The sequence below is a fragment of the Candidatus Melainabacteria bacterium genome (genome assembly GCA_003963305.1).
Lineage (GTDB): Bacteria > Cyanobacteriota > Vampirovibrionia > Obscuribacterales > Obscuribacteraceae > PALSA-1081.
The window spans coordinates 38,872-60,339 of the sequence record RXJR01000007.1; the positions used below are offsets into that span (position 1 = coordinate 38,872).

16 protein-coding genes are annotated in these 21,468 nt (G+C 54.7%); 13 read left to right on the top strand and 3 right to left on the bottom strand.

Annotated features, from left to right (window positions below; translation table 11 throughout):
* Positions 1–91: 91 nt before the first annotated feature.
* The 7 genes from EKK48_09025 (at position 92) to EKK48_09055 (ending at position 12,074) form a co-directional block, all read left to right on the top strand.
* Positions 92–508, top strand: coding sequence for a hypothetical protein (locus EKK48_09025; GenBank protein RTL43422.1), 417 nt, complete (start codon positions 92–94; stop codon positions 506–508).
* Entirely contained in the window at positions 509–1,645 is a 1,137-nt protein-coding gene (locus EKK48_09030; GenBank protein RTL43423.1) for a hypothetical protein, read from the top strand. It abuts the gene before it with no gap.
* Between the two features lies 1 nt (position 1,646).
* Positions 1,647–2,633, top strand: a complete 987-nt coding sequence (locus EKK48_09035; protein RTL43424.1) for a hypothetical protein — start codon at positions 1,647–1,649, stop codon at positions 2,631–2,633.
* 203 nt (positions 2,634–2,836) lie between these two features.
* Positions 2,837–5,785 (top strand): hypothetical protein, encoded by a 2,949-nt coding sequence (locus EKK48_09040; GenBank protein RTL43425.1) that lies wholly within the window; start codon positions 2,837–2,839, stop codon positions 5,783–5,785.
* Positions 5,786–6,408: 623 nt separating this feature from the next.
* Positions 6,409–8,391, top strand: a complete 1,983-nt coding sequence (locus tag EKK48_09045; GenBank protein RTL43426.1) for a hypothetical protein — start codon at positions 6,409–6,411, stop codon at positions 8,389–8,391.
* Between the two features lie 180 nt (positions 8,392–8,571).
* Positions 8,572–10,812, top strand: a complete 2,241-nt coding sequence (locus tag EKK48_09050; GenBank protein ID RTL43427.1) for a hypothetical protein — start codon at positions 8,572–8,574, stop codon at positions 10,810–10,812.
* A gap of 788 nt (positions 10,813–11,600) precedes the next feature.
* Positions 11,601–12,074 carry an NUDIX hydrolase gene (locus tag EKK48_09055; protein RTL43428.1) on the top strand — a complete coding sequence of 158 codons (474 nt, stop codon included), beginning with the start codon at positions 11,601–11,603 and terminating at the stop codon, positions 12,072–12,074.
* A 9-nt stretch (positions 12,075–12,083) separates the two neighbouring features.
* Here EKK48_09055 and EKK48_09060 read toward each other — a convergent pair whose 3' ends face one another.
* Positions 12,084–12,974, bottom strand: a complete 891-nt coding sequence (locus EKK48_09060; protein ID RTL43429.1) for a PH domain-containing protein — start codon at positions 12,972–12,974, stop codon at positions 12,084–12,086.
* 80 nt (positions 12,975–13,054) lie between these two features.
* Here EKK48_09060 and EKK48_09065 point away from each other — a divergent pair, with 80 nt between their 5' ends.
* Together EKK48_09065 and EKK48_09070 are read left to right on the top strand one after the other, a co-directional pair.
* The gene (locus EKK48_09065) at positions 13,055–13,267 is read left to right on the top strand and encodes a hypothetical protein (protein RTL43430.1); all 213 of its coding nucleotides are present in this window, start codon (positions 13,055–13,057) and stop codon (positions 13,265–13,267) included.
* 27 nt (positions 13,268–13,294) lie between these two features.
* Positions 13,295–14,692 carry a class II fumarate hydratase gene (locus EKK48_09070; GenBank protein ID RTL43431.1) on the top strand — a complete coding sequence of 466 codons (1,398 nt, stop codon included), beginning with the start codon at positions 13,295–13,297 and terminating at the stop codon, positions 14,690–14,692.
* A gap of 273 nt (positions 14,693–14,965) precedes the next feature.
* Here EKK48_09070 and EKK48_09075 read toward each other — a convergent pair whose 3' ends face one another.
* Together EKK48_09075 and EKK48_09080 are read right to left on the bottom strand one after the other, a co-directional pair.
* Positions 14,966–15,841 (bottom strand): hypothetical protein, encoded by an 876-nt coding sequence (locus tag EKK48_09075; protein ID RTL43432.1) that lies wholly within the window; start codon positions 15,839–15,841, stop codon positions 14,966–14,968.
* Positions 15,842–16,020: 179 nt separating this feature from the next.
* Positions 16,021–16,476, bottom strand: coding sequence for an FHA domain-containing protein (locus EKK48_09080; protein ID RTL43433.1), 456 nt, complete (start codon positions 16,474–16,476; stop codon positions 16,021–16,023).
* Positions 16,477–16,876: 400 nt separating this feature from the next.
* Here EKK48_09080 and EKK48_09085 point away from each other — a divergent pair, with 400 nt between their 5' ends.
* The 4 genes from EKK48_09085 to EKK48_09100 all read left to right on the top strand — a co-directional run bounded on the left by EKK48_09085 (position 16,877) and on the right by EKK48_09100 (position 21,287).
* Positions 16,877–17,077: a hypothetical protein gene (locus EKK48_09085; protein RTL43434.1), complete on the top strand. Its 201-nt coding sequence runs from the start codon at positions 16,877–16,879 to the stop codon at positions 17,075–17,077.
* Between the two features lie 715 nt (positions 17,078–17,792).
* Positions 17,793–19,631: a phosphoenolpyruvate carboxykinase (GTP) gene (locus tag EKK48_09090; protein RTL43435.1), complete on the top strand. Its 1,839-nt coding sequence runs from the start codon at positions 17,793–17,795 to the stop codon at positions 19,629–19,631.
* Positions 19,632–19,765: 134 nt separating this feature from the next.
* Positions 19,766–20,827 carry a class I fructose-bisphosphate aldolase gene (locus tag EKK48_09095; GenBank protein ID RTL43436.1) on the top strand — a complete coding sequence of 354 codons (1,062 nt, stop codon included), beginning with the start codon at positions 19,766–19,768 and terminating at the stop codon, positions 20,825–20,827.
* Between the two features lie 43 nt (positions 20,828–20,870).
* Positions 20,871–21,287, top strand: coding sequence for a MaoC family dehydratase (locus tag EKK48_09100; protein RTL43437.1), 417 nt, complete (start codon positions 20,871–20,873; stop codon positions 21,285–21,287).
* Positions 21,288–21,468 lie beyond the last annotated feature (181 nt).

Below are 21,468 nucleotides of genomic sequence, written 5' to 3' on the forward strand. Positions count from 1 at the left end.
CATTATTAGTTTTTGTAGTGAACGAACTTCCTCTAGGTAAAACCCAGTGCTAAGCTGATGATCGGTAGGTTCAAGCAACGAATTTCAGATCTTGGCCAAACAAAGCTTTTCTAAAAATCTAGTCAAAAACAGGCTGGCAACAGTTGAGTTAGCCCTGTCAAAATTGAGCGCCGACTATGAAGAAACAACCTACCGTAAAAGTGCTGTCGTAGCCGACTGCATAAGAAACGCCCGCGAAGAACTCGATGCCGCTTTCGAAAAACTATTTGAAGACGAGTATCAACGGGCTTTCGAGCTAGCCGGCATTGCCTGGCTGCACACTGACTTCGGTCGGCAAATCATCGATGCTGAAGCGATCGAGCACCTGCTCGGGGAGAGCGACTACCTCGAGTTAGGCGACATCAGTGTGCCGTGGCAAGACAGAGCCAAACAGCATTTCGCCTTTCTCGAACAAGAATTGCAACGAGTGCGCGCCGAGATTACCGCCAACCGTGGGACGTCAACATAAATGCCTTTCCAGCTTCCCGAGCAATTTTCTAACTGGCTGGAACGGCGAAACGCGAAAGCAAAAATCGAGCAGCTCATGTCTACAATCAGCGAACTGAGCAACATCTCGCAAAACAAAGACGAGGCCGTCAAAAGCCTGCTGCAAAAACACCTTTTGAAGGCAGAAGAAGAATATCAATCGGCTCTGACTGAGTACAAAGATGACATAGAAGAATGTAAGCGCCGCACAGAATTTGGCTTGTTCAGACTGGACCTGGTCAAGCAACAGTTAAGCGTGGCCCAAGAAAAAAAATTTCTGCCCAACTTTGAAGAGAACACACCCGAGCACAGTGCACTCATGCTCTCTGGCGCTATCGCTCGGACAAAAATGGCGGTTGAATACAGCAATTGCGTGGTTAGCGAAGCGATCCGTATGAATTTAGTTGGGGTCGTGACCATGTTCAATGACGCCGTCGACATGATCCGCACCGGTCAGCCCGAGATGTCGCAGCGAACCTGCGAAGGCGGTCTGCTCATGCTCTATTTGCTGGAACGCCAGATTGAGCTCGACAATCGCCAGTCGATTGTCGACCTGAAAAACATTCCTAAATTCACGAAGAAAGAGTCGAAAAAAATCAAAGAAGCTGTCGACTGCATCTGCAACCTCAAAGAAAGCCTGATCGAATCTGAACGTCCGGTCTCACTACGCATCACCAAACATTTAGATAATGCGGTGGAGAATTTTTATGCTGCAGTTCAGGCGTTCGTTGACGACGAAATCGAGCTGGTCGATAAGCTGACGACAACGATGACTATGCAAGTAGCGCTTTCCGAGAAGCTATTTCACAGCAGCAACGCCAAAGAGAAAACTGCCGACGATGCTGCCGGGGAAGAACACGATCTCATCGCTCAGCGCGTCAACGAATTCAAAACAAGAATTTTGAAACTACAGCGTTTGATTCAAAATCGCAGCGAAAACGATGTTCACGCGACCAAGAGGCTTGATGCCGTGTTGAGGTTTTACGAACAGTCAATGGAACATTTGCGTGAATGCAATCTCGCTGAAGCCGAGAGAACTGCAACTGGCGCAATTTTAGACCTTGATTTTGCGCGCCAGTTGCTCTTTAACAAAGGCAAGCCCACCTACCGGGAATTGTGATGTGCGCGAAAACTGGACACGAGCAGATCAAGAACTAACCCTCAGCGAAAGCGAGATGCAAACGCTTTTGCATCCAGTCTTTCCAAATGCTCGCGTTCTCCACAGCCAACTGGCATCAGGCGGGCTCTCCAATACAAACATCCGCGTGCTTATGCACGAACAAAAGGCACCGGTCCTCTTGCGCATTTGGACAAGAGACGCCAGTCAGGCCGAGAAAGAGTTTCGCATAAACAGCGCCGTGCACAAAACAGTGCCTACTCCAGACTGTTTTCACTTCTCTGTCGATAATCCCGTCAACGGTCAGCCTTACGCGATCATGCAGTGGTTCGACGCGCCCCGGTTAGAACTTGTGGCAGCCAAACTTTCACCTGGTGAACTGCTTCAACTGGCGAAATCGCTCGGCAAAGTTCTGCAATCGATTCACGACTACAAATTTTCCGCCACAGGAATGCTGGACAACAAATTAAAGATCTGCGAACCGATAGAGATCGGTTCAGCAGGGATGATCGCGTTTGCCCGCGAGTGCTTAATCGAAAAACGCGGTAACAGCCATCTCAGCGAAGATTTCACAGAGAAAATATTGGGTTTCGTGCAACACTTCGGGCCTCTTCTCGATCAGTGGAAAAGCGAACCATGCTTAGTACATTCAGACTTCGGCGGCTCGAATATTCTCGTGCACGACGTTGGCAAAGGATGGGAAGTAGCGGCCGTGCTGGATTGGGAGTTCGCCCTGAGCGGCACGCCGCTCTTTGATTTCGGCAATTTGCTGCGCCCGCCACTTGGCACAATGCAAAACTTTGCCGAAACAGTGGCAGAATCCTATACAGAACATGGCGGCAACTTGCCGAACGACTGGCGAAGATTAATTCGTCTGGTAGACCTTTCAGCCTGGTTCGATTTTTTATCACGCCCCAATGTCACAAACGAAGTCGTAGCCGATGCGAAGTCTGTAATCGCAAATACAATCGACCTTTTCGAGCAGAACTGAGGCCAACGGACCCGACTGGCAATTTGCTTCGTCGAACTTTGTCATAGATGGGCTTGCGGTTTTCCACATTGTCAGGAGGCAGAAAAAAGAGTTTATTGATGGTGTCTCTCAAAAATGAACTTCACTCGGGAAGTTAAGGAGACGTTTAAAACCCTCGCTGCTCACGGGCAACGCGGACGATTCTATAGCAGGGCTTCTCCAGAATGGCTCCTCCACAAACCAGCGACTCAGTCTCACAGACCACGGCACAGCCGACGGATCAAGACGCTTCCGCGAAACTTTTCGAAGCCACGCACAAATTACTAGGCACGCCAGCCCAGGCCGCGCCACAAGAGAAGCAAAACAGCCTCGGTCACATTGTCAGCGACGTAGCCGGTACACTGACGAGCGGCGTAGCCGGTGCCGTCACTTATTCACTTCTCAGCCATACCTCTTACGGTCGCTTCGTTGCCCTGGCGGGCTCGGCGGCAGCAGGCAGCCTGACAAACTATGGCGTCAAGGCTGGTTTGCAGGAAATTCTTTGTGATAAGAGCGAACGAGACACATCATGGAAGGACCTGGCCTGGGGCGCCGCCAACGGTCTATCGGGAAGTATCGGTGCCATCGCCGAAACAGGCGCGAGCAAAGCGTATGCTGAGCGCGTCGGACTGAAAGCTCTCGGGCAGGTCGAAGATGCAGCCAAGTTGCGCGAAGCCGGCTTCAGAATGTTCGAAAGCGATTTGAGCTACAAGTACAAAGCAAGCATTATGCGTGGCATCGTTGGCGGTGGCGCCGGCACCTTTGCGTACAGCCTGCCCCATAGCGTCTCCAACCACTGGGGCGAAATCCAGAAGGGCGACGCCAGCGCAGTTACAGGCATTCTTAAAGATGTTGCTATCGAAACGACCGTAGGTGGTCTGACCGGAGGCGTACTGAGCGGAGCGTTCACAACCATAGCTAACCGCGCCGATGTAATCGGATACGCTCGCGCCAAATTCATGCCCAGCGAAGTCGAGCCAACGCGCCTGAACATTGGGCACGTCAACGATGTTCACAGCTCACTCGTCAACGACAAGGGCGGTCACCCCTGGGCGAGAATGGCTACAGAAGCAGACAGAATCTCAGCGGAAGCAGAGAAGAAAGGTATAACCACACACTTTGTCAATGCAGGCGATGAATTCGGCGGCACCGAAATTGATGCATCAACCCACAACGGTCTCGTCGAGAACATGACGCTTGAAAAAGCTATGCATCCGACGGCTCGCACTATGGGCAACCATGCTGTAGATAAAGCCGCCAGTATCACCGAATGGCTGCGTAATGCAAAACTGCTCCAGAATGAGACAGGCGAAGCCAATACAGTCGTCTCTAACGTAGCGTTTGACAAAGCCGAACTGGCTAAGTACTCCAAAGTCTTCTCCGATGCTAATCTCGACCCAGCTTTATTGCAGGGTGACATTGTCGGCACTGGTCCCAATTCAATCGTAAAACCATATCTGGTTCGAACGATAACTGGACCAAACGGACCCGAACGCGTCGGCTACATCGGTCTGGTCACAGAAGAGATCGATCCGATGGGACTGCAAGTCAATCCAGGCATGTCGAGAGAAACAACAACGCTGACCGAACGGTACATAGACTCGGCACGTAAAGCCATCGAGACTCTCAAAGCCGACCCAGCCAACGCTGACGTTCAGAAAGTAATTCTCGTCTCCCACCTCGGTCGCGGTCAAGATGTTCAACTGGCCAAGGAAGTTGAAGGACTGAGCGCGATAATCGGTGCTCACTCTCACGACGCACAGCCGGTGCCGCACTGGGTGAAAGCCAACAACGGTTGGAATGTTCCAGTCGTACAAGCCGGTAACGATATGAAGTGGCTCGGGCAGCTAGAGCTGGCCTTCAAACCAAATTCAGGCGAAGTCGACAAATACATGAGCAGCGGGCGCTTGATTCCGCTTACAGAAAAAGTGGCTGAAAAACCAGCAATCGTTGAATTTCTGCAGGAACAGCCATTTTACGCCAGAGTTACCGGGCTCCGTGGGGCTGAAGGTTATGGCAATGTTTCGACCGCTGGAGAATTTTCAGTGGAGTCGGTACGAGCCAAGCAAACCACCCTGGGCACCCTTGTCTCAGACGGGCTGCATGCAGGCATTAACGATCACCTGGCCAGCAATGGCTCAGACGTGCGCCTCAATGCTTTCTTGAAGCACTCAGGAGATATTCGCAAAACCATTCCCGGAGACACAGACCTATCCGGCTGGCATTTTGCCAATTTGTTCTGTAACGGCGAGAATTCTTCAGAACTAACTGTTGCCACCATGAATGGTGAAGCAATTCGGCGCGCCCTGGAGTTTGGCGTACAAGACATGCCGGCGCCAGAAGCGGCAGGCAGCGGTGCTCTTGGCCGCATCAAGAGCTTCGCCGGCAATCTGTTCAAAGCCGCCTCGGAAGAACGTCCTGATTACTCGGGCAATTTCGTTCAGACAAGCGGAATGCGCTATCAGATAGACTTAACGCAACCGCCAATTAAGGCTGAAAACGGGCAGCTCGCCAGTGCCGGCAGCCGCATCAAAAACATCGAAATCTGGAAGCCTGGTACTGGAGAACAACCGGGAACCTGGCAGAAACTGGACGGCAACGAAAGCTATCAGATAGGAACCCTTTTCCACCCGATCGACAAATGGGCTAAATCTGGAATCTATGACGACATGCTTGGCATAACGCCTGATCTGACCGGTGATGCCTTGAAGCACGCACGTGTTAATGGCTTACATTCGATGTTCGGCACTGAAGCAGGGGTCAACACACCAAAATTCGTCGATGAAAGCGGAGTCGTAAAACGAGGACTTGGACTGAGCCAGCCGCGTTTGATGGTGGACTACCTGAGCGGTAAAGCCAAGCTTGAAACAGGAATGCTTTCGCACCAGATTCAACTGGGTGCTGACGGCGCTCCCATAGCAGATCCGGCCAATCTCGGGCGCATAGACGGCCGCATTGTCGACATCACACCGCAACCCAAAGGCGCAAGCTGGACAGCAATCGGGGCTATGTCTCTGACCGATTGGAGAAATGAGTCGTTCGGAGCGACAACCGGGCTCAACTATGCCGACTTGAGAGATAGACAGCCCAACAACAACAATCCGCAAACCGCATACAATGACGCTGGACATTAATCCTCGCCCGAGAAGCTGAATTGGTGTGCGTTTCATGAATTTCCCAGGATCATCACCGCAGAGCAAAGCGATATCGCTTTAGAAAACAGTCCTCGGTAAAGCGATATCGCTTCAAAACCGGCCCTCGGCAAAGCGATATCGCTTTACGAAAGTGTCCGAGCAGCTGAGTTCCTGATTAACAAGGCATAACCGATAGCTAGCGCGAGATCTGACTGGCATAGAACCGGCCAATTCCCCCGAAAAGTGGACAAATTACCAAACTGCCAAACCGAGATAGCGAAGATGAGTAAGGTTTCTGCTTTACATCGATTGAATCCCAGCCGATCGGAGCTTTAAGTTAAAGAGTCACTTTAATCTCCAATCTCGATATCTGGAACAGTTCAACACCTTCTAAAAATCATGACTATCACGATACGTCATCAGGTCTTCCGGCCTGTAGGTGAGACTGTGCCTGCCATCGAGGACTAAGCGAACGACGAGCCGCTGCCATCGTTCGCTCCCACTGACCTGCCTTAAAACAGGTCGTCTTCAACAATCAGTTTCCGCGTGTTGTGCAAGTCGGCATCGTCTTTCGTGGGACGAGACCTTCCTGCACTGCCGCGGAAATTGAGAGAGGAAAAAATATGAATATCCTTCGCGGTATCGGATGGCTGCTCGGCAAGATCGTCATGATCTTCCTGGCAATCGTTTTCATTGGCCCCTACGAGGGTGCCAAGTGGCTGTACAAGCGGGTCTACAACGACTCGCTCGACTACGTCGGCTTCAGTCTGTTCGGGCTGATCGGCTCCATCTACGGCGCCGCCTCCGGCTTCAACCTGGTGCACAGCTTCGGCTACGGCATGCTCGCGTCCGGTGTCGGAGGCTTCTTGAGCTTCCTGGTTGCTGCCGGCTACGTCACGCCGGTTCTCTGGATGATCCTCCTGCGCCCGATCGTGAAGACGTTCGAGAAGCTCTGGAAGGCGATCAACAACTTCGCCCGCAAGAACTTCGAGGGCATCGCTTCGGGTATCGTCGACTTCACCCGCGTGCTGCCTGGCGCAGACTCCGGCTGGTCGAAACTGCTCGCTTCCGACCGGAAGAAGTCTTTCTTCCAGAAGGTTCTCGAGGTGCTCACCTTCCCCAGCGCCGTGGCCGCCAGCGGTTACGCAGGCTGGCTCGCTCAGCATTGGGTGGCAGCATTCGGCGCCGGCACCCCGGTTCTGACTGGTATCGCCACTGGTGCGGGCGCCGTGGTTGGTGTGCTCGTCTTCGCCCTGCTCGCCGACGTGGCTTGCAAGTGGTTCTATTACGGCAAGACACCGGCCGTGGGCATCGCACTCAGCATCGCCGCCATCGCAGGTGGTGCACCATTCGTCGCCTCGCACCTCGGTCTGAGCCTGCTCACCACGGTGATCGGCACGACTGTCGGCAGCATTCTCTTCGCGGCCTACGTCTTCCCCTGGGCAGTGCTGCTGCTCAGCGACCGGCTGCTCGCCTGGGTGCGCAACACCCTGAAGCCGCTCGTCGAATCGGTCTACGACGAGAAGGAGAACGGTTCACGGCACCTGTTCCAGCAGGGCACCAACCTCGTCGTCACAGCCGCAGCTGGCTGGGGCGCGGCCTGGCTGTGCAGCGCCATCGCACTGCCACTGGCTGCTACGGTCGGCGCGGTGGCTCTCGTTGCCGCGTTGACTTACACGCTGGCCGGTAAGGTGCTCGACTGGGACGGCGGCAACTTCGTCATCGGCGCGCTGCTGGCTGCTGCCACAGGCACCGCTGCCGGATTCGGCTGGCACAATGCCGAGCTCATCTACGGCAACTGGGGCGCGGTCATCGCGGGAGTGCTGGCGGCGTTGCCCGTCTTCTTCCTGATTTTCCCGCTGCTCTACGCCTGCTATCGCTGGGCGAGCAACCTGCCCGTGGTCACGATTCTCACGAGCGGTCTGGGAAATGCTCTCCACGCCGGACACGACAAGGTGTGGAAGCGTTTCGACAAGCTCGTCGACCGCTGCGAGAAGGTCTATCGCTTCGCCTACAACGACGATCGCCCCTACGACAAGCTGGTGCTTCACATCACCAACCTGCTCGTCACGGTCGCGGCCGGCTTCGGTCTGCACTTCCTGCTGGCAGGCTTCTCGGTCGCTCACCCGTGGCTCGCCATCACCGCCACGGCGGCTGGCACGGCGATCACTTACATCGCCGGCGGGCAGTACCTCGTCAAGGCCGGGCTCGAACTGGTCGGCGCGGTCACGGCTCTCATCGTTGCTGTCGCTCTCGGCAGCATCGTCCTCGGAGCACAGCCGCTGGGTTACGGCTTTGCCGTGCCTTTCGGTATCGTCGTCGCGGCGGTGACCTACTGCCTCGCCTACCCGCTGTTCTTCATCGGCGTGCGTTACATCGCCGACCCGCTCTTCACCAGCTGGCTGCTGCCTGTTCTGGAGGGAGCCCACAAGTGGTGCTGGGAGACGTTCTTCAGCGTCTTCAAGGCGGTGCGGGACTTCCTGGCGCCCTACGTCAAGTTCTTCTTCGGCTGGCTCAAGCCGGTCTGGCTTGGCATCGCTGCCCTGTTCGTCGGAGCCTGGAAGATGGCCAACGACGCATGGAACAGCATGTTCGGGCGCAAGTAAGCTGCTGAACGCCGGTAAGGCGTTGGCGGCTGGGCTGTGACTCAATTTGACTGCTAACCAGCTCGCCACAAGCCAGCTGACTGACAGTCTTTGAGTTGCTATCCGGAAGGCAGCTTGGGGTCGCGAGACCCCAGGCTGTTTTCTTTTTCCACACCTACTCATGCATATAGTTATTAAGAGATGTTTTCCACCAATGAAAGCTGCCCATGTATGATCGTCTTGCCGACACCACTTATTTTCAACGGGAACCACTGCTTCATGTCCCAACCCTCTATCGGAAAAATCAGACGAGATCTGGTTCTGGTAAGCTTTCTCAGCCTCTTCTGCGAACTGATGATCATTCGCTGGTTGGCAACTGAAATTCGAATTTTTGCCTACTTCAAAAACCTGCCCTTAATGGCAGCATTTCTGGGATTGGGACTCGGCTTTCTGTGGACCCACAGGCAAAAGGACTGGATGAAAACGTCAGGCATTTGCCTGCTGTTTTTATCCGGAATTTTGATCTTTGCTCTGGCTCTTCATTTCACATTTTTGACTTTTGTCGACCCGTTCAAGTTTATGCTCTTCGGAGTAGGCAAAACCAGCGTTGCCTCAACCAGCCTGGACTTGTTCAACACACTCAAGTCGCTTCTAATCATGTTTGGCACATTTGTTCTGGCCACACTGGTGTTCGTCGGCTTCGGTCAAAAAACCGGGCAACTCTTCGAAAAACTAAAACCGCTGGAAGCGTATTCATGGAACGTTTTTGGAGCCCTGCTGGGCACGGTGATTTTTTCAGTGCTCTGCTGGTTTAACTGCTCGCCCGGCATCTGGCTGATTGTCATGGGCGTCGGGCTGCTTTCGATGTTTCCCAAACAACCTGCAAACTACGCACTTATATTGCTAGGTGCACTCTATATTTTCTGGCTCGCACCATTTATTTCCCGCGCCTACTATGGCGACTCCTACGTCGAAACGATCTGGTCACCTTATTACAGAATCGATTTAACACGCGAGAAAGCCGATGAAAAGGCGGTTGGAAAGAAAAATCTCTATTTCGGCTATACAGTCTATATCAATTACGACAATTTTCAGCAAATTCTCGACTGCACTCCCGAGAATCTGGCTAAGATGCCACCGGTGGTGGCAGAAACAATGCGCCTTTCCTTCGAGCGACCCTATCACATCTTTGACAAAACACCAGAAGATGTCTTGATTTTGGGCGCCGCAAACGGCACCGATCCGGCTGCCGCCTTGCGTTGCGGAGTGAAAAGTGTCGACGGAGTAGAAATCGACCCGGGCATTGTCAAAATCGGACGGACACTACATCCGGAGAAACCATACGACAATGAGAAGGTCAAGCTCTACGTCATGGATGCGCGCACCTTTTTGCGCACCACGAAGAAGAAATACGATCTGATTTTGTTTGCTTACGTAGACAGCCACGCCGCTTTTTCATCACTGTCGTCACTGCGCATGGACAACTACCTGTTCACCCGCGAGTCGCTGACTGACGCAGCTCATTGCCTGAAAAAAGACGGCGTGATCGTAATTACGTTTTTATCTATGGCTGATTGGCTATGGCAAAAACACGCCAAAGCCCTGGCCGCAGCTACAGGAATGACACCACTGGGATTCTGCGTCAACAACGGAAACGTCGACGTCGGTACTCTCATTTCCGGACCAGGCATTGTTGGGCACACACCGAACGTTCAGGGACTGCCACCGCGCAACGTCGACCTCAACGTCGATACGCCCATTTCGACTGACGACTGGCCGTTTCTGTTTTTACCTAAGCACGAGATTCCAACTGTCTACATGATTCCGATTTTCGTCGTTCTGGCATTTGGTTTCGCGCTGGTGATACCACAGATGAAGGAAGGTCGAAAGGAAATTCTCAACTGGCAGATGTTTCTCATGGGTATGGGTTTCATGCTCCTCGAAGTGCGCGCCATGTCGGCACTCTCACTGCTCTTCGGCTCGACCTGGATTGTCAACAGTACAGTCATTTCGGGCGTCATGGTAGTTATACTGATCGCAAATTTTGTGGCGACAAAGCTGTCGGGCAAACACCTTTATGCCATCGCCACAATGCTCATTCTTACCTTGCTTGGAACAACTTTCTGCTCTCTTTCCAACCTCGCCGAGCTTGGTTCACTCAGCGGTCAGACCCTGGGCACAGTGATCTTTCTTTCACCGATGGTATTTGCCTCAGTCATGTTTGCCCTGTTGTTCAAAGACACAAAAAGCCCCAGTACGGCACTGGCTTTTAACATCACAGGCGGCCTGATTGGCGTCTGCCTGGAATATTTTTCAATGCTGACGGGCATGCAAGCACTGGGCTTCATCGCTATCGCAATATACGGGTCAGTGGCATTGCTCAATTTAAGCCGTGGTAAATCAATTCCAAAACAAGCAGAACCGGCTCAGAACACTGACTGATCCAGTCACCGGGTCTGAAAGTTCGCCTGAGGAAACCGCCGAAAACCTTGACAATCCGTCAAATGCTAAAAATTCACATGCAAATAAGCACGTGACCGGATCGGTATCACGTGCGGTGCGTGTAATTGAGCAAATCGACTAAGCTCCTGGGTTGTCGGGCAATTTAGAATCGAGTTGGCTTGGTTTCCAAGATAATTGACAAATGCCGTTAGTGCATTGATTCGGACTACCGGGCTCGAGCTGGGCTCCGACTTTAGTTCTAGGTCTGATTGAAAGTGCCGGTTGATTTGCGTTTGAAGATTGTTTGGGCTGTCGCACAGAGCGATTACCAAAGGATCCCGAATTCATGGACAGACTCCTACTAGCCTCTTTTGCGAGGGTTTACGGCGGACTGGGTGGGCAGAGCGAAGCGTACTAAATACTAAGTAGATTCTTCTTTCTAGTTCGCGCTTTACGACGTTGTCATAGAAGCACTATAAATCCCAGAGTAGCTGCGGACATCTTAACAGCGTCTTGAAATAAGTAAACCCAATATCGGCCAGTTATCAGAGATTTATTTGCAAATTTGAATTCGAAATATTTTGCTAAAGATAAGCCCCGCAAGGAAAAACGGCGAAGAACGGCATTTTAAGCCGGTTCAGAGGGGGAGAAGTTTTCCCTCACATCTGATTCAATAGGAGTAGGCAATTTTTCGTCACCACACCACCCCGATTTGGTTGTTACAATCCGTGATATCACCGAGCGCTGGAACCGACCCATTGATTTGCTGTCCGCTGTGTTCGAGCACCGTGAAGATCACCGAGATTGGTGGTCGTGATCGCGTTGTCTGCATCTCATGTGAGTTCGTCCACTGGGATAATCCCAAACCGGTGACAGCTACTCTGGTTCCCATGAATGGCGGAATCGTCCTCGTTAAGCGCAAGTTCGAACCTTACGTAGGCGACTGGTGCCTGCCCGGCGGCTTCATCGAGGGGCACGAAGATCCTGATGAGTCTGCCGCTCGCGAAGTTTTTGAGGAGACCGGGCTCAACATTCACAACCAGAAATTGCTCAAGGCCACTGCGCCGGGGCGGGGTATCAACGTCATCATTCTTTTTTACGCAGCCGAATCTGCAACAGGCGAAATGGTTGCTGGTGACGATGCCAGCGATGTAGGAGCGTTCAAGCAAGATGAACTACCGTCCAACATCGCCTTCGAGTGGCACAGGCGCATGATTGCCAAGTTTTTTGAAATGAATGGAAAAATGATCCAACCGGCATAAGCACCAGATTTAGTGCTGGGCTTTTCGATTTTCAATCTTCTGCTCTGCAGGTATCTTTGCCACTAGAATTTCCTGCAACTCGTCAGCAGCATTCATATTGGAACCAACCAGATATGACATTTTCCTGGTATTGATGGTGAATCCCTCGGGCAAAAATGGCGACGATGGTTTGACCGCGCGAAGATCACCCCACAGATAACCACGCTCAAAAAACAAATTCTTGAGTAACAACTTTTCAGCTGTAACTTCCACCTTGAGCGGCATCAAAGCAATGACTACAGTGCGCCACAAAAGGACAATTGTTGCAACCACACTAAAACTCAACAACAGCCACCAGTCGGAAGTTGTTTTGACGTGCAAAGTAGCAAAAAAAGTCCAGATGATAGCAATGAAAACAAAGCCGTAAACGACCTGACCAAGCTGCCAGAACGCCGCTACTTTGTCGTGCTCAAACAGCTTATTAGTGCCCCGCGAAGCCGGTCCACCGGCCGGTAAACACTGTCGAATAGTATCGACAAGATCGTCGCAGTCCTTGAGCATAACTGGAAAAGATATTTCACCATCACGCGTTTCGATCACGTATCTAAGCCAGTTCCAACTGGAGCGGCGCGATAGACCACGCACTACACCCCATTCGCAAAACTGCCTCTTGAAAAGAGATACGCAGGTGATACCACTTGCATCCGTGCGAACCTGCCAGGTAATAAAGCCGTAAAAGGGCAGCAAGCATAGACCCAGCACTGCCAGCGTGATGAAAACGGCCCGCCCTGGTATTGACAATTGCATAAACTTGCCAAGAGTCATCAGCACTACAGGCAATGCCATAAAAATCACGAACAGAGTCACTTCCGAAAGCATGCGCACGAAAACCATTGCTTTCAGCCGATATGTTTTAGTCATACAAAAGCAACCTTTGCCTTAGCGGGTGCGCGAGCTGGCGGGGCTAGCTTACCTATTATCCACTCAGCGCCGAAATCTTTATGATTACTTTTGCTCTTGAGATTGAAGTTCGAATCTCATACAGGTTAGGTTCATCGCGTCTTTACATTTATCGCCTCAAGCCAACCAGCCTTTTCACTTCAAGCCCCACTGCCATTCAAGCTGCCACCACATCGGTCGCCGGTCGATTGTTCGAGTGTACGCAGAAATCCACTGCGCACGCTACGGCATCAAATCCGATTTCGCTTGAGTAGACACTCAACTGTAGAGAGGTATTTATCATGCCCGGAAGAATCAAAACTCGTCTCGAACGAGACTCTATGGGAACGATGCGGGTACCTGCGGACGCATACTACGGCGCCAGCACACAACGCGCAGTTCTCAACTTTCCTATCAGCGATCTGCGTTTTTCGCGATCGTTCATTCGCGCCCTTGCTCTGATCAAACTCTGCGCGGCCGACGTCAACAAGCGCCATGGCGCTCTCGACGCCAGTCAGGCGAGCGCGATTCGCAAGGCCGCTCGCGAAGTGGCAAACGGAAGATTCGACGAACACTTCGTCGTCGACATCTTCCAAACCGGTTCCGGAACGTCCACGAACATGAACGCCAACGAGGTAATCGCCACTCGTGCGCGCGAAATTCTGGGCGGCAAAAGAGCCGACCGCCAGCTCATTCACCCGAACGACCACGTCAATCACGGACAATCATCCAATGACGTGATTCCGACGGCAACTCACATTGCCGCCCTGATCGACATCCACACACAGCTACTGCCGGCTCTGCGACTGCTCCACGACTGCCTGGTGCGCAAAGCAAACGAATTCATGCCCGTGATCAAGACCGGCCGCACCCACTTGCAAGACGCCACACCGATCACGCTCGGTCAGGAATTCATGGGCTATGCCGGTCAGGTCGAACGTGCCATCAGCCGCGTCGAGCACGCCTGCGAACGGCTTTCTGAAGTGGCACTGGGCGGCACCGCGGTTGGTACCGGTATCAACACTCACCCCGAATTCGCTGCTCTGGTCTGCCTCAAGCTCTCCAAAATGCTGGGATTCAGAATCCGTGAAACCGACAACCACTTCCAGGCGCAAAGCACCATGGATGAAGTGGTCGAGGCCAGCGGCATTCTCAAGACCATTGCAGTCAGCCTGATCAAGATTGCCAATGACGTTCGTTGGCTGGGCAGCGGTCCTCGCGCCGGATTGGGTGAGATCGCTCTGCCCGAAGTGCAGCCCGGCAGCTCGATTATGCCAGGCAAGGTCAATCCCGTTATCGCTGAATCGATTCTGCAAGCAGCTGCTCAGGTGATCGGCAATGATGCCACCATCACCTTCGCAGGACAGTCGGGCTCGTTCGAACTCAACGTGATGCAGCCGGTTGCCGCCTACAATTTGCTGCAATCAATCGGACTTCTGGCGCGCAGCATCGATAACTTCAGGGAACGCTGCCTGGAGGATATCGAAGCTACAAGCAAGGGTCCCGAGTGCGTTCGCAACGGACTGATGCTCGCGACAGCTCTCGTGCCCGCCATCGGATACGATACCGCTGCAAGCATTGCCCACGAGGCTTCGCAAACCGGTGAATCGATTCTGGCTGTGGCATTGCGGCGTACCAGCCTGACGCAGCCGGAACTGGAAAGCCTGCTTGACCCGTTCAAGATGATCGGCCAACACTGAGATTTCCGAACCCGAAAGTGAGATTCAGTGGGACGATTGTTGTTTAACTCTTGGAAGAGCAGGCGGGATGACCACCTGCTCTTTCAAAAGCCCCAATATGCTATATAAAATAGTATCTCCAGGCAAAGGAAAATGGCGGGAGGCTGCCGCTTTCCTTTTGTTCAGAGCATCGGCGGAGGTGGCAGGAGCCAGCTCCGCCGATGTCGTTGTTTTTTCGCTGTGTACTCAGATGTCTGTGCACTCAGATCGCTATGTACTCAGATCGCCATCCGCTCAAAGAGCTTCCGGTCCGAAGGAATCGGGCAGGAGCTCTACGAGGCTGGTGTGAACGACCGAGCGATCCGGTCCGACCAGCAAGATCGGTGCGTCGGCGCCGAACTCGCGCAGCACCTGCAGACACTCGCCTTCTACCGGGTTGACGCTGGTCGGGTCGTCGACAGTGACGACCAGCCTCACCTTGCGAGCGAAACCAGCGGTGCGGGCGCTGCGCATCGCCACTGTTTCGGCCAGCGCTGAGCCGCCGTAAGAGGCATTGTCGTCAGAGACACCTGAGAAGACACGTCTGACGCCCTTCTCGTTCTCACAGATGAAGAGCGCTGCGCGCGGACGCTTCGAGTAGGGAACGTGAGCGCGCTTCTTCAGCCCGTTCACGCGCCTGACGAGATTCTTTTCATCGCCGCTCAGATCGGCGAAAGCGATGCGCGCCACAGAAGCGCCGGGCAGGAGGTCGCCGACGAGCGCCTTGCGCACGTTGCGATCATGGTCGACGATGTTGAGCAGGATGGCGTCGCGTCCGAACTGAACCAGGAGCTGCCTGCAAAGCCCACAAGGTGAACCGCCGGGAACCTTGCGGCAGAACACCGAGACGATGCGAAATTGCTTGTAGCCTTGGAAGGCCGCCTGCGTGCCAGTAGTCCGCTCGGCGCAGATAGTGGGCGGGAACCAGTCGTTCTCGACGTTGCTACCGCCGAAGACCCTGGTCTCTCCCATCGCGTTAGCGGCAAGAATGCCTGCGCCGACCGGGAAATCTGAGTTGAAGCACAATCCATGCCGCGCCGACGCTGCGGCACCGCCCACGGCCACATCGACAAGTTGCTGTTCCTCGAACGACAGATCCTCGAAGCTAACGAACGTACCGATTGCGGTCATGAAATTCCTCCTGAGACGGACAATCCGCCTCTTTTAAAGCACCGGCAGCCAAGTCACCACTACCGGTGCACGCGACAAGCCCCGACTGAAGTCGGAGCGAACAAGGAGCGCAGCACCTGAGCCAGAAAATTTAGCTGTCTGGCTCAGGCGCCGAAGGTAGACCTCATCCCGAACAGGACCTACTGAGCCACCTGATCGTCAGCCGGTCCCACATCCTTCGCCGGGACCTGACCCTGACCAAAAGCCTGATCGACCTGACCCTGACCGAGAGCCGGGTCCGGAACCTGCCCGTGATCCTGACCAACAGCCGGATTCTGCCCCTCGGGCTGGTCGGTCAAAGAATGACTCAGGCTCAGCACGAGCATGGACGTCTCGGCGTTCACCGACCAGACGATCTCGGTCGCGAGGCCGATGGTAAGTCGGTCGCCGGGCTGGAGAACGCAACGCCTCGTGCGGCTGCCGTTGACGAAAGTACCGTTGGTGCTGTTGAGGTCACGAACGCTGACCTTTCCACCCACAGCCACCAGGGCCAGGTGCAGTCGGCTCACCTTAGCGTCGTCACCGACGATGCACTCACACTCCGCAGACCGACCAATGGTGACGATCTCACCCTGCGCAAAATTCTTCTTACTCATCGCAAAACTCCTATCAGAAAGGAGCCATGGGAAACGCAGCCGACCTACAGCGGCAGGCTACGAAAAAATCTGTTCCAGGCTTCCATCCATGGAACCTCGAATTCATCCCAGCTCAACTCTTTCTCGAGTTGACGGAAACGCTCCAGCCGGGATTGCAACTCAAGCCACTCCTGCCTGAGTTTCTTCAGTTCATCATCAGAAAGCATCTTTTGGTCCTCTGGCGCTGCCACCACATGTGATGACACGCAGTGAGAGATGACTGCCTGCGACCGATGAATCTTCTCGCCTCCTCGCGCGAGAAGTGAAAAAGTACAAAAATGAGGCTGAAGCGAACGCTAGTTGGCGGTTATCCGGAAATGCAAAAATGAAAAAGTAGACACCCCAATCTGCGCATTTTGGGATGCAAATTGCAAGCCACCATTATTTCTTGAAAAGAAGCGAAGAACCGCCCCAGTTGGCGCCGGACGGAATCGAACCAAATGTTTTCGATGAAGCAAAAACGCTCTCACGAAAAAGTGAACTAGCGCACAATGAATCAATAAAATTACCTGAAAACTTCTTTCAAAAACATGCGTTACCACCTGAAATCCGCCTGAATTGAGCATTCACGAGAACTACAAAAGTCATGAGACCTTTCAATCTCTATCGCGAGCATGAGCCCAAAAGTTACTAAAAAGTCACAGGTGAGCAGAAAACCCAGGTCAGGCAGTACCGAGAGCTGGAAAGTGGAACAGCCGGCGCGACGATACCATATATGGTACCAGTATGAATGCGGTTAACGATGGGTCAAGGAGGAGAATCTACTCTAAATTTCGCGCCGCTATGAAACGCTTTAGCATCCGTTGAACCAAAGATTGTCAAATTCGCAGCAGGCAATAACATTGGCAATGTTGTCGACGTTAACAGAGGCTCACACTGGTCTGGCAAAATGCACACGCCCCTGGCGGAGCTGCAACAACCAAAAATGCTTGTCAGCCACACTAAGGAATGATGAAGAAGACATTTGTAACGGGTCAAAAACGTCATCAAGCGGCGCATTCAAGACTGTTGATTAAGTAACTACACAGTCCGTACATTTCAACGCGCGCGAAATTCTCTTGATAAGTTTCTGAAGTCTACTTTTTTCTTCGTCCAGGATTACATCACTGCACTGATCGTGCTTTTAACAAAACAAACGCACATCCTTATGCCCCAAACGGCATACAGGCTGACACATTGCCGGAGACGCACCAAAGCCCCTGAAGCGGCGCAGCTGCGCTAACCCCGCACCAGGCACTTCAGGTTCTCAACGCAGGTCAACCTATGAAGGACATCTCATGACCTCAGCATCGAACAAACTCCCCTCCAAGCCCGCCCTCTCCCTGTCTCATGCCCGGCTTTCCGCCTGGGTGAACGACATGGTCGCACTGTGCAAGCCCGAACACATTCACCTCTGCGACGGTTCGCAAGCCGAATTCGACTCGCTCTGTGCCACCATGGTCGCGTCCGGCACACTGCTGCGGCTCAATCCGGAACTGCGCCCGAACAGCTTCCTGGCTCGCTCCGACGCATCCGACGTCGCCCGCGTCGAAGACCGCACCTTCATCTGCTCGCGCAGCGAGGCCGATGCCGGACCGACCAACAACTGGCTGGATCCCGCCCAGGCCAGATCGACTCTCTCTTCCCTCTTCGACGGCTGCATGCAGGGACGCACGATGTACGTGATTCCCTTCAGCATGGGTCCGATCGGCTCCGACATCGCCCACATCGGCGTCGAGGTCACCGATTCACCGTATGTGGTGGCGAGCATGCGCATCATGACGCGCATCGGCGAGGCTGTGCTCGACCAGCTGGGTGAAGACGGCGCGTTCATCCCGTGCCTGCACTCGGTGGGCATGCCGCTCACAGAAGGCTTAACCGACGTCGCCTGGCCCTGCAACAAGACGAAGTACATCTGCCACTTCCCGGAGAGCCGCGAGATCTGGTCGTTCGGCTCGGGCTACGGCGGCAACGCCCTTCTGGGCAAGAAGTGCTTCGCGCTGCGCATCGCCTCGAGCATGGCACGCGAAGAAGGCTGGTTGGCCGAGCACATGCTCATCCTCGGTCTGGAGTCGCCCCAGGGCGAGAAGAAGTACATCGCGGCAGCGTTCCCGAGTGCCTGCGGCAAGACCAACCTGGCCATGCTGGTGCCTCCTGCCGGTCTGAACGGATGGAAGGTGACCACAGTCGGCGACGACATCGCCTGGGCCAAACCGGGCGCTGATGGGCGGCTCTACGCCATCAACCCGGAAGCCGGCTACTTCGGCGTCGCCCCGGGCACTTCCACCAAGACCAATCCCAACGCCATCGCCATGCTGCAGCGCGACTGCATCTTCACGAACGTGGCGCTGACCGACGACGGCGATGTCTGGTGGGAAGGCCTGAGCGATGCGCCCGCTCACCTGGTCGACTGGCAGGGCAACGACTGGACACCGGGATGCGGTCGTCCTGCCGCTCATCCGAACTCGCGGTTCACAGTCGCGGCCACCAACTGCCCGTCTCTCGACGACAAGTGGAACGCCCCCGCCGGCGTGCCAATCAGCGCCTTCCTCTTCGGCGGCCGTCGCCCCAGCACCGTGCCGCTGGTCATGCAAGCGCGCGACTGGACAAGCGGCGTCTACATGGCGGCGACGCTCGGCTCCGAGACGACCGCAGCAGCGGCGGGCAAGGTCGGGCAGGTGCGACGCGATCCGATGGCGATGCTGCCCTTCTGCGGCTACAACATCGGCGACTACTTCAAGCACTGGCTCGCCATGGAGGGCCGCGTCACCTCTCTGCCGGCCATCTTCAGCGTCAACTGGTTCCGCCTCGACGAGCACGGCAAGTTCATCTGGCCGGGCTACGGCGAGAACATGCGCGTCCTGAAGTGGATCTTCGAGCGCAGCAGCGGCACCGCCGGCGCCACCGAGTCTGTGCTCGGATGGATGCCCGAATACGACTCTCTCGACTGGAACGGTCTTGCCTCGATCACGCCGGAACGGTTCAGCGAGCTGACCAGGCTCGATCCGCAGCTCTGGCTGTCCGAGCTCGACCAGCAAGCCGAGTTCTTCAACAAGCTCGGCGACAAGCTGCCAGCGCCCCTGGCCGCAGCCCGAGCCAGCTTCGCAAGCAGCTTCGCTCGCCAACTGACCGCCTGAGGCTGCGCCGGCAGCTAGTTTTCGAGATAGAAGCGCGTCAACAAAACGCACTTCTATCTTGCCTGACAGATTCAATCTCAGCGCTACGCAATGACGCTAAGCGCTTTCGAAACGCAACTTTCAAAGGAAACTGAATGACCTCTCTCGAAAAAATCCGCCAGACCCTGGGCGACAAGGCCGACTTCCTGCTCGGGCACGAATGCAAGACCATCTCCCGCGATCTGCTGCATCTGCCCGGTCCGGACTTCATGGACACGGTCGTCACCGCCGCCAATCGCTCACCACAGGTGGTGCGCAGCCTGCAGCAGCTCTTCAACACCGGGCGCCTGGCCGGCACCGGCTACCTCTCCATCCTGCCCGTCGACCAGGGTATCGAGCACTCGGCCGGCGCTTCCTTCGCCGCCAATCCGATCTACTTCGACCCCGAGAACATCGTCAAGCTCGCCATCGAAGGCGGCTGCAATGCGGTCGTCTCCACCTTCGGCGCCCTCAGCTCCGTCGCCCGCAAGTACGCGCACAAGATTCCCTTCATCGTCAAGCTCAATCACAACGAGCTCCTCACCTACCCCAACAAGTTCGACCAGATCATGTTCGGCGAGGTCGAGCAAGCCTGGGAGATGGGCGCAGTCGCCGTCGGCGCCACGATCTACTTCGGCTCGCCCGAGTCGTCGCGGCAGATCGTCGAAGTGGCGAAGGCCTTCCGGCGTGCGCACGAGCTGGGCATGGCCACCATCCTCTGGTGCTACCTGCGCAACAACGACTTCAAGAAGGGCGACAAGGACTACCACGTCGCCGCCGACCTGACCGCCCAGGCCAACCATCTCGGCGTCACCATCGAAGCCGACATCATCAAGCAGAAGCTGCCCGAGCTGCACGAGAGCGGCTTCGAAGCCCTGAAGTTCGGCAAGACCGACAAGAAGGTGGCAAGCGATCTGCTCAGCCAGCACCCGATCGACATGGCGCGTCTGCAGGTGGCTGCCTGCCACATGGGTCGCAGCGGGCTGATCAACTCGGGCGGCGCCTCGGGCAACAACGACCTCGCCGAAGCTGTGATGACGGCCGTCATCAACAAGCGCGCCGGCGGCTCGGGCATGATCTGCGGACGCAAGGCGTTCCAGAAGCCGATGCCCGAAGGCGTGGCGCTGCTGCACGCGATTCAGGACGTCTACCTCTGCAAGGAGGTGACGATCGCCTGAACAGTCGAGGACGGTGAGAATACTGGACACACAGGAGGAGAAAATGAATGTGTGGAAGGTGGGTGACAGCGCCCAGTTAACCAAAACAGTGACTCAAGAAGATATCGGTGCTTTCGCCAAGATCACGCTCGACGACAACCCGGTTCACCTCGACCCGGAGTATGCCGCTGGCACCATCTTCAAAGGTTGCATCGCGCACGGATTGCTGGTTGCCGGTCTCGTCTCTGCGGTGATCGGTACGAAACTTCCCGGTCCCGGTGCTATCTTTCGCGGGAACACGGTGAAGTTTCACCTCCCCGTCAGGGCCGGCGACACTATCACCGCCACTGCCACCATCACCCGTTTTGAAAACGGGGTCATGGAGCTGGACACCATCGTGACCAATCAGCATGGTCAGAAAGTGGTGTCCGGAACAGCCGAAATCGGCTATCGTCCCGACAAATTCAAGTCCGCAGCGTGATGCGAATACCAGGGATTTAAGCGTCAACTTCGAGGAACTGGTTCGACAAAACCAGTTCCTCATTTCTTTTCCGTACTAGCGCCTCGCATTTGACCTTCCCCCCATTTAGTAGACAGTGGTCTAAAGCCGACCCGCTTTAGGCCACTTTCTTACCTTTTTGGCCTTTTTCCCACGGTGTGAG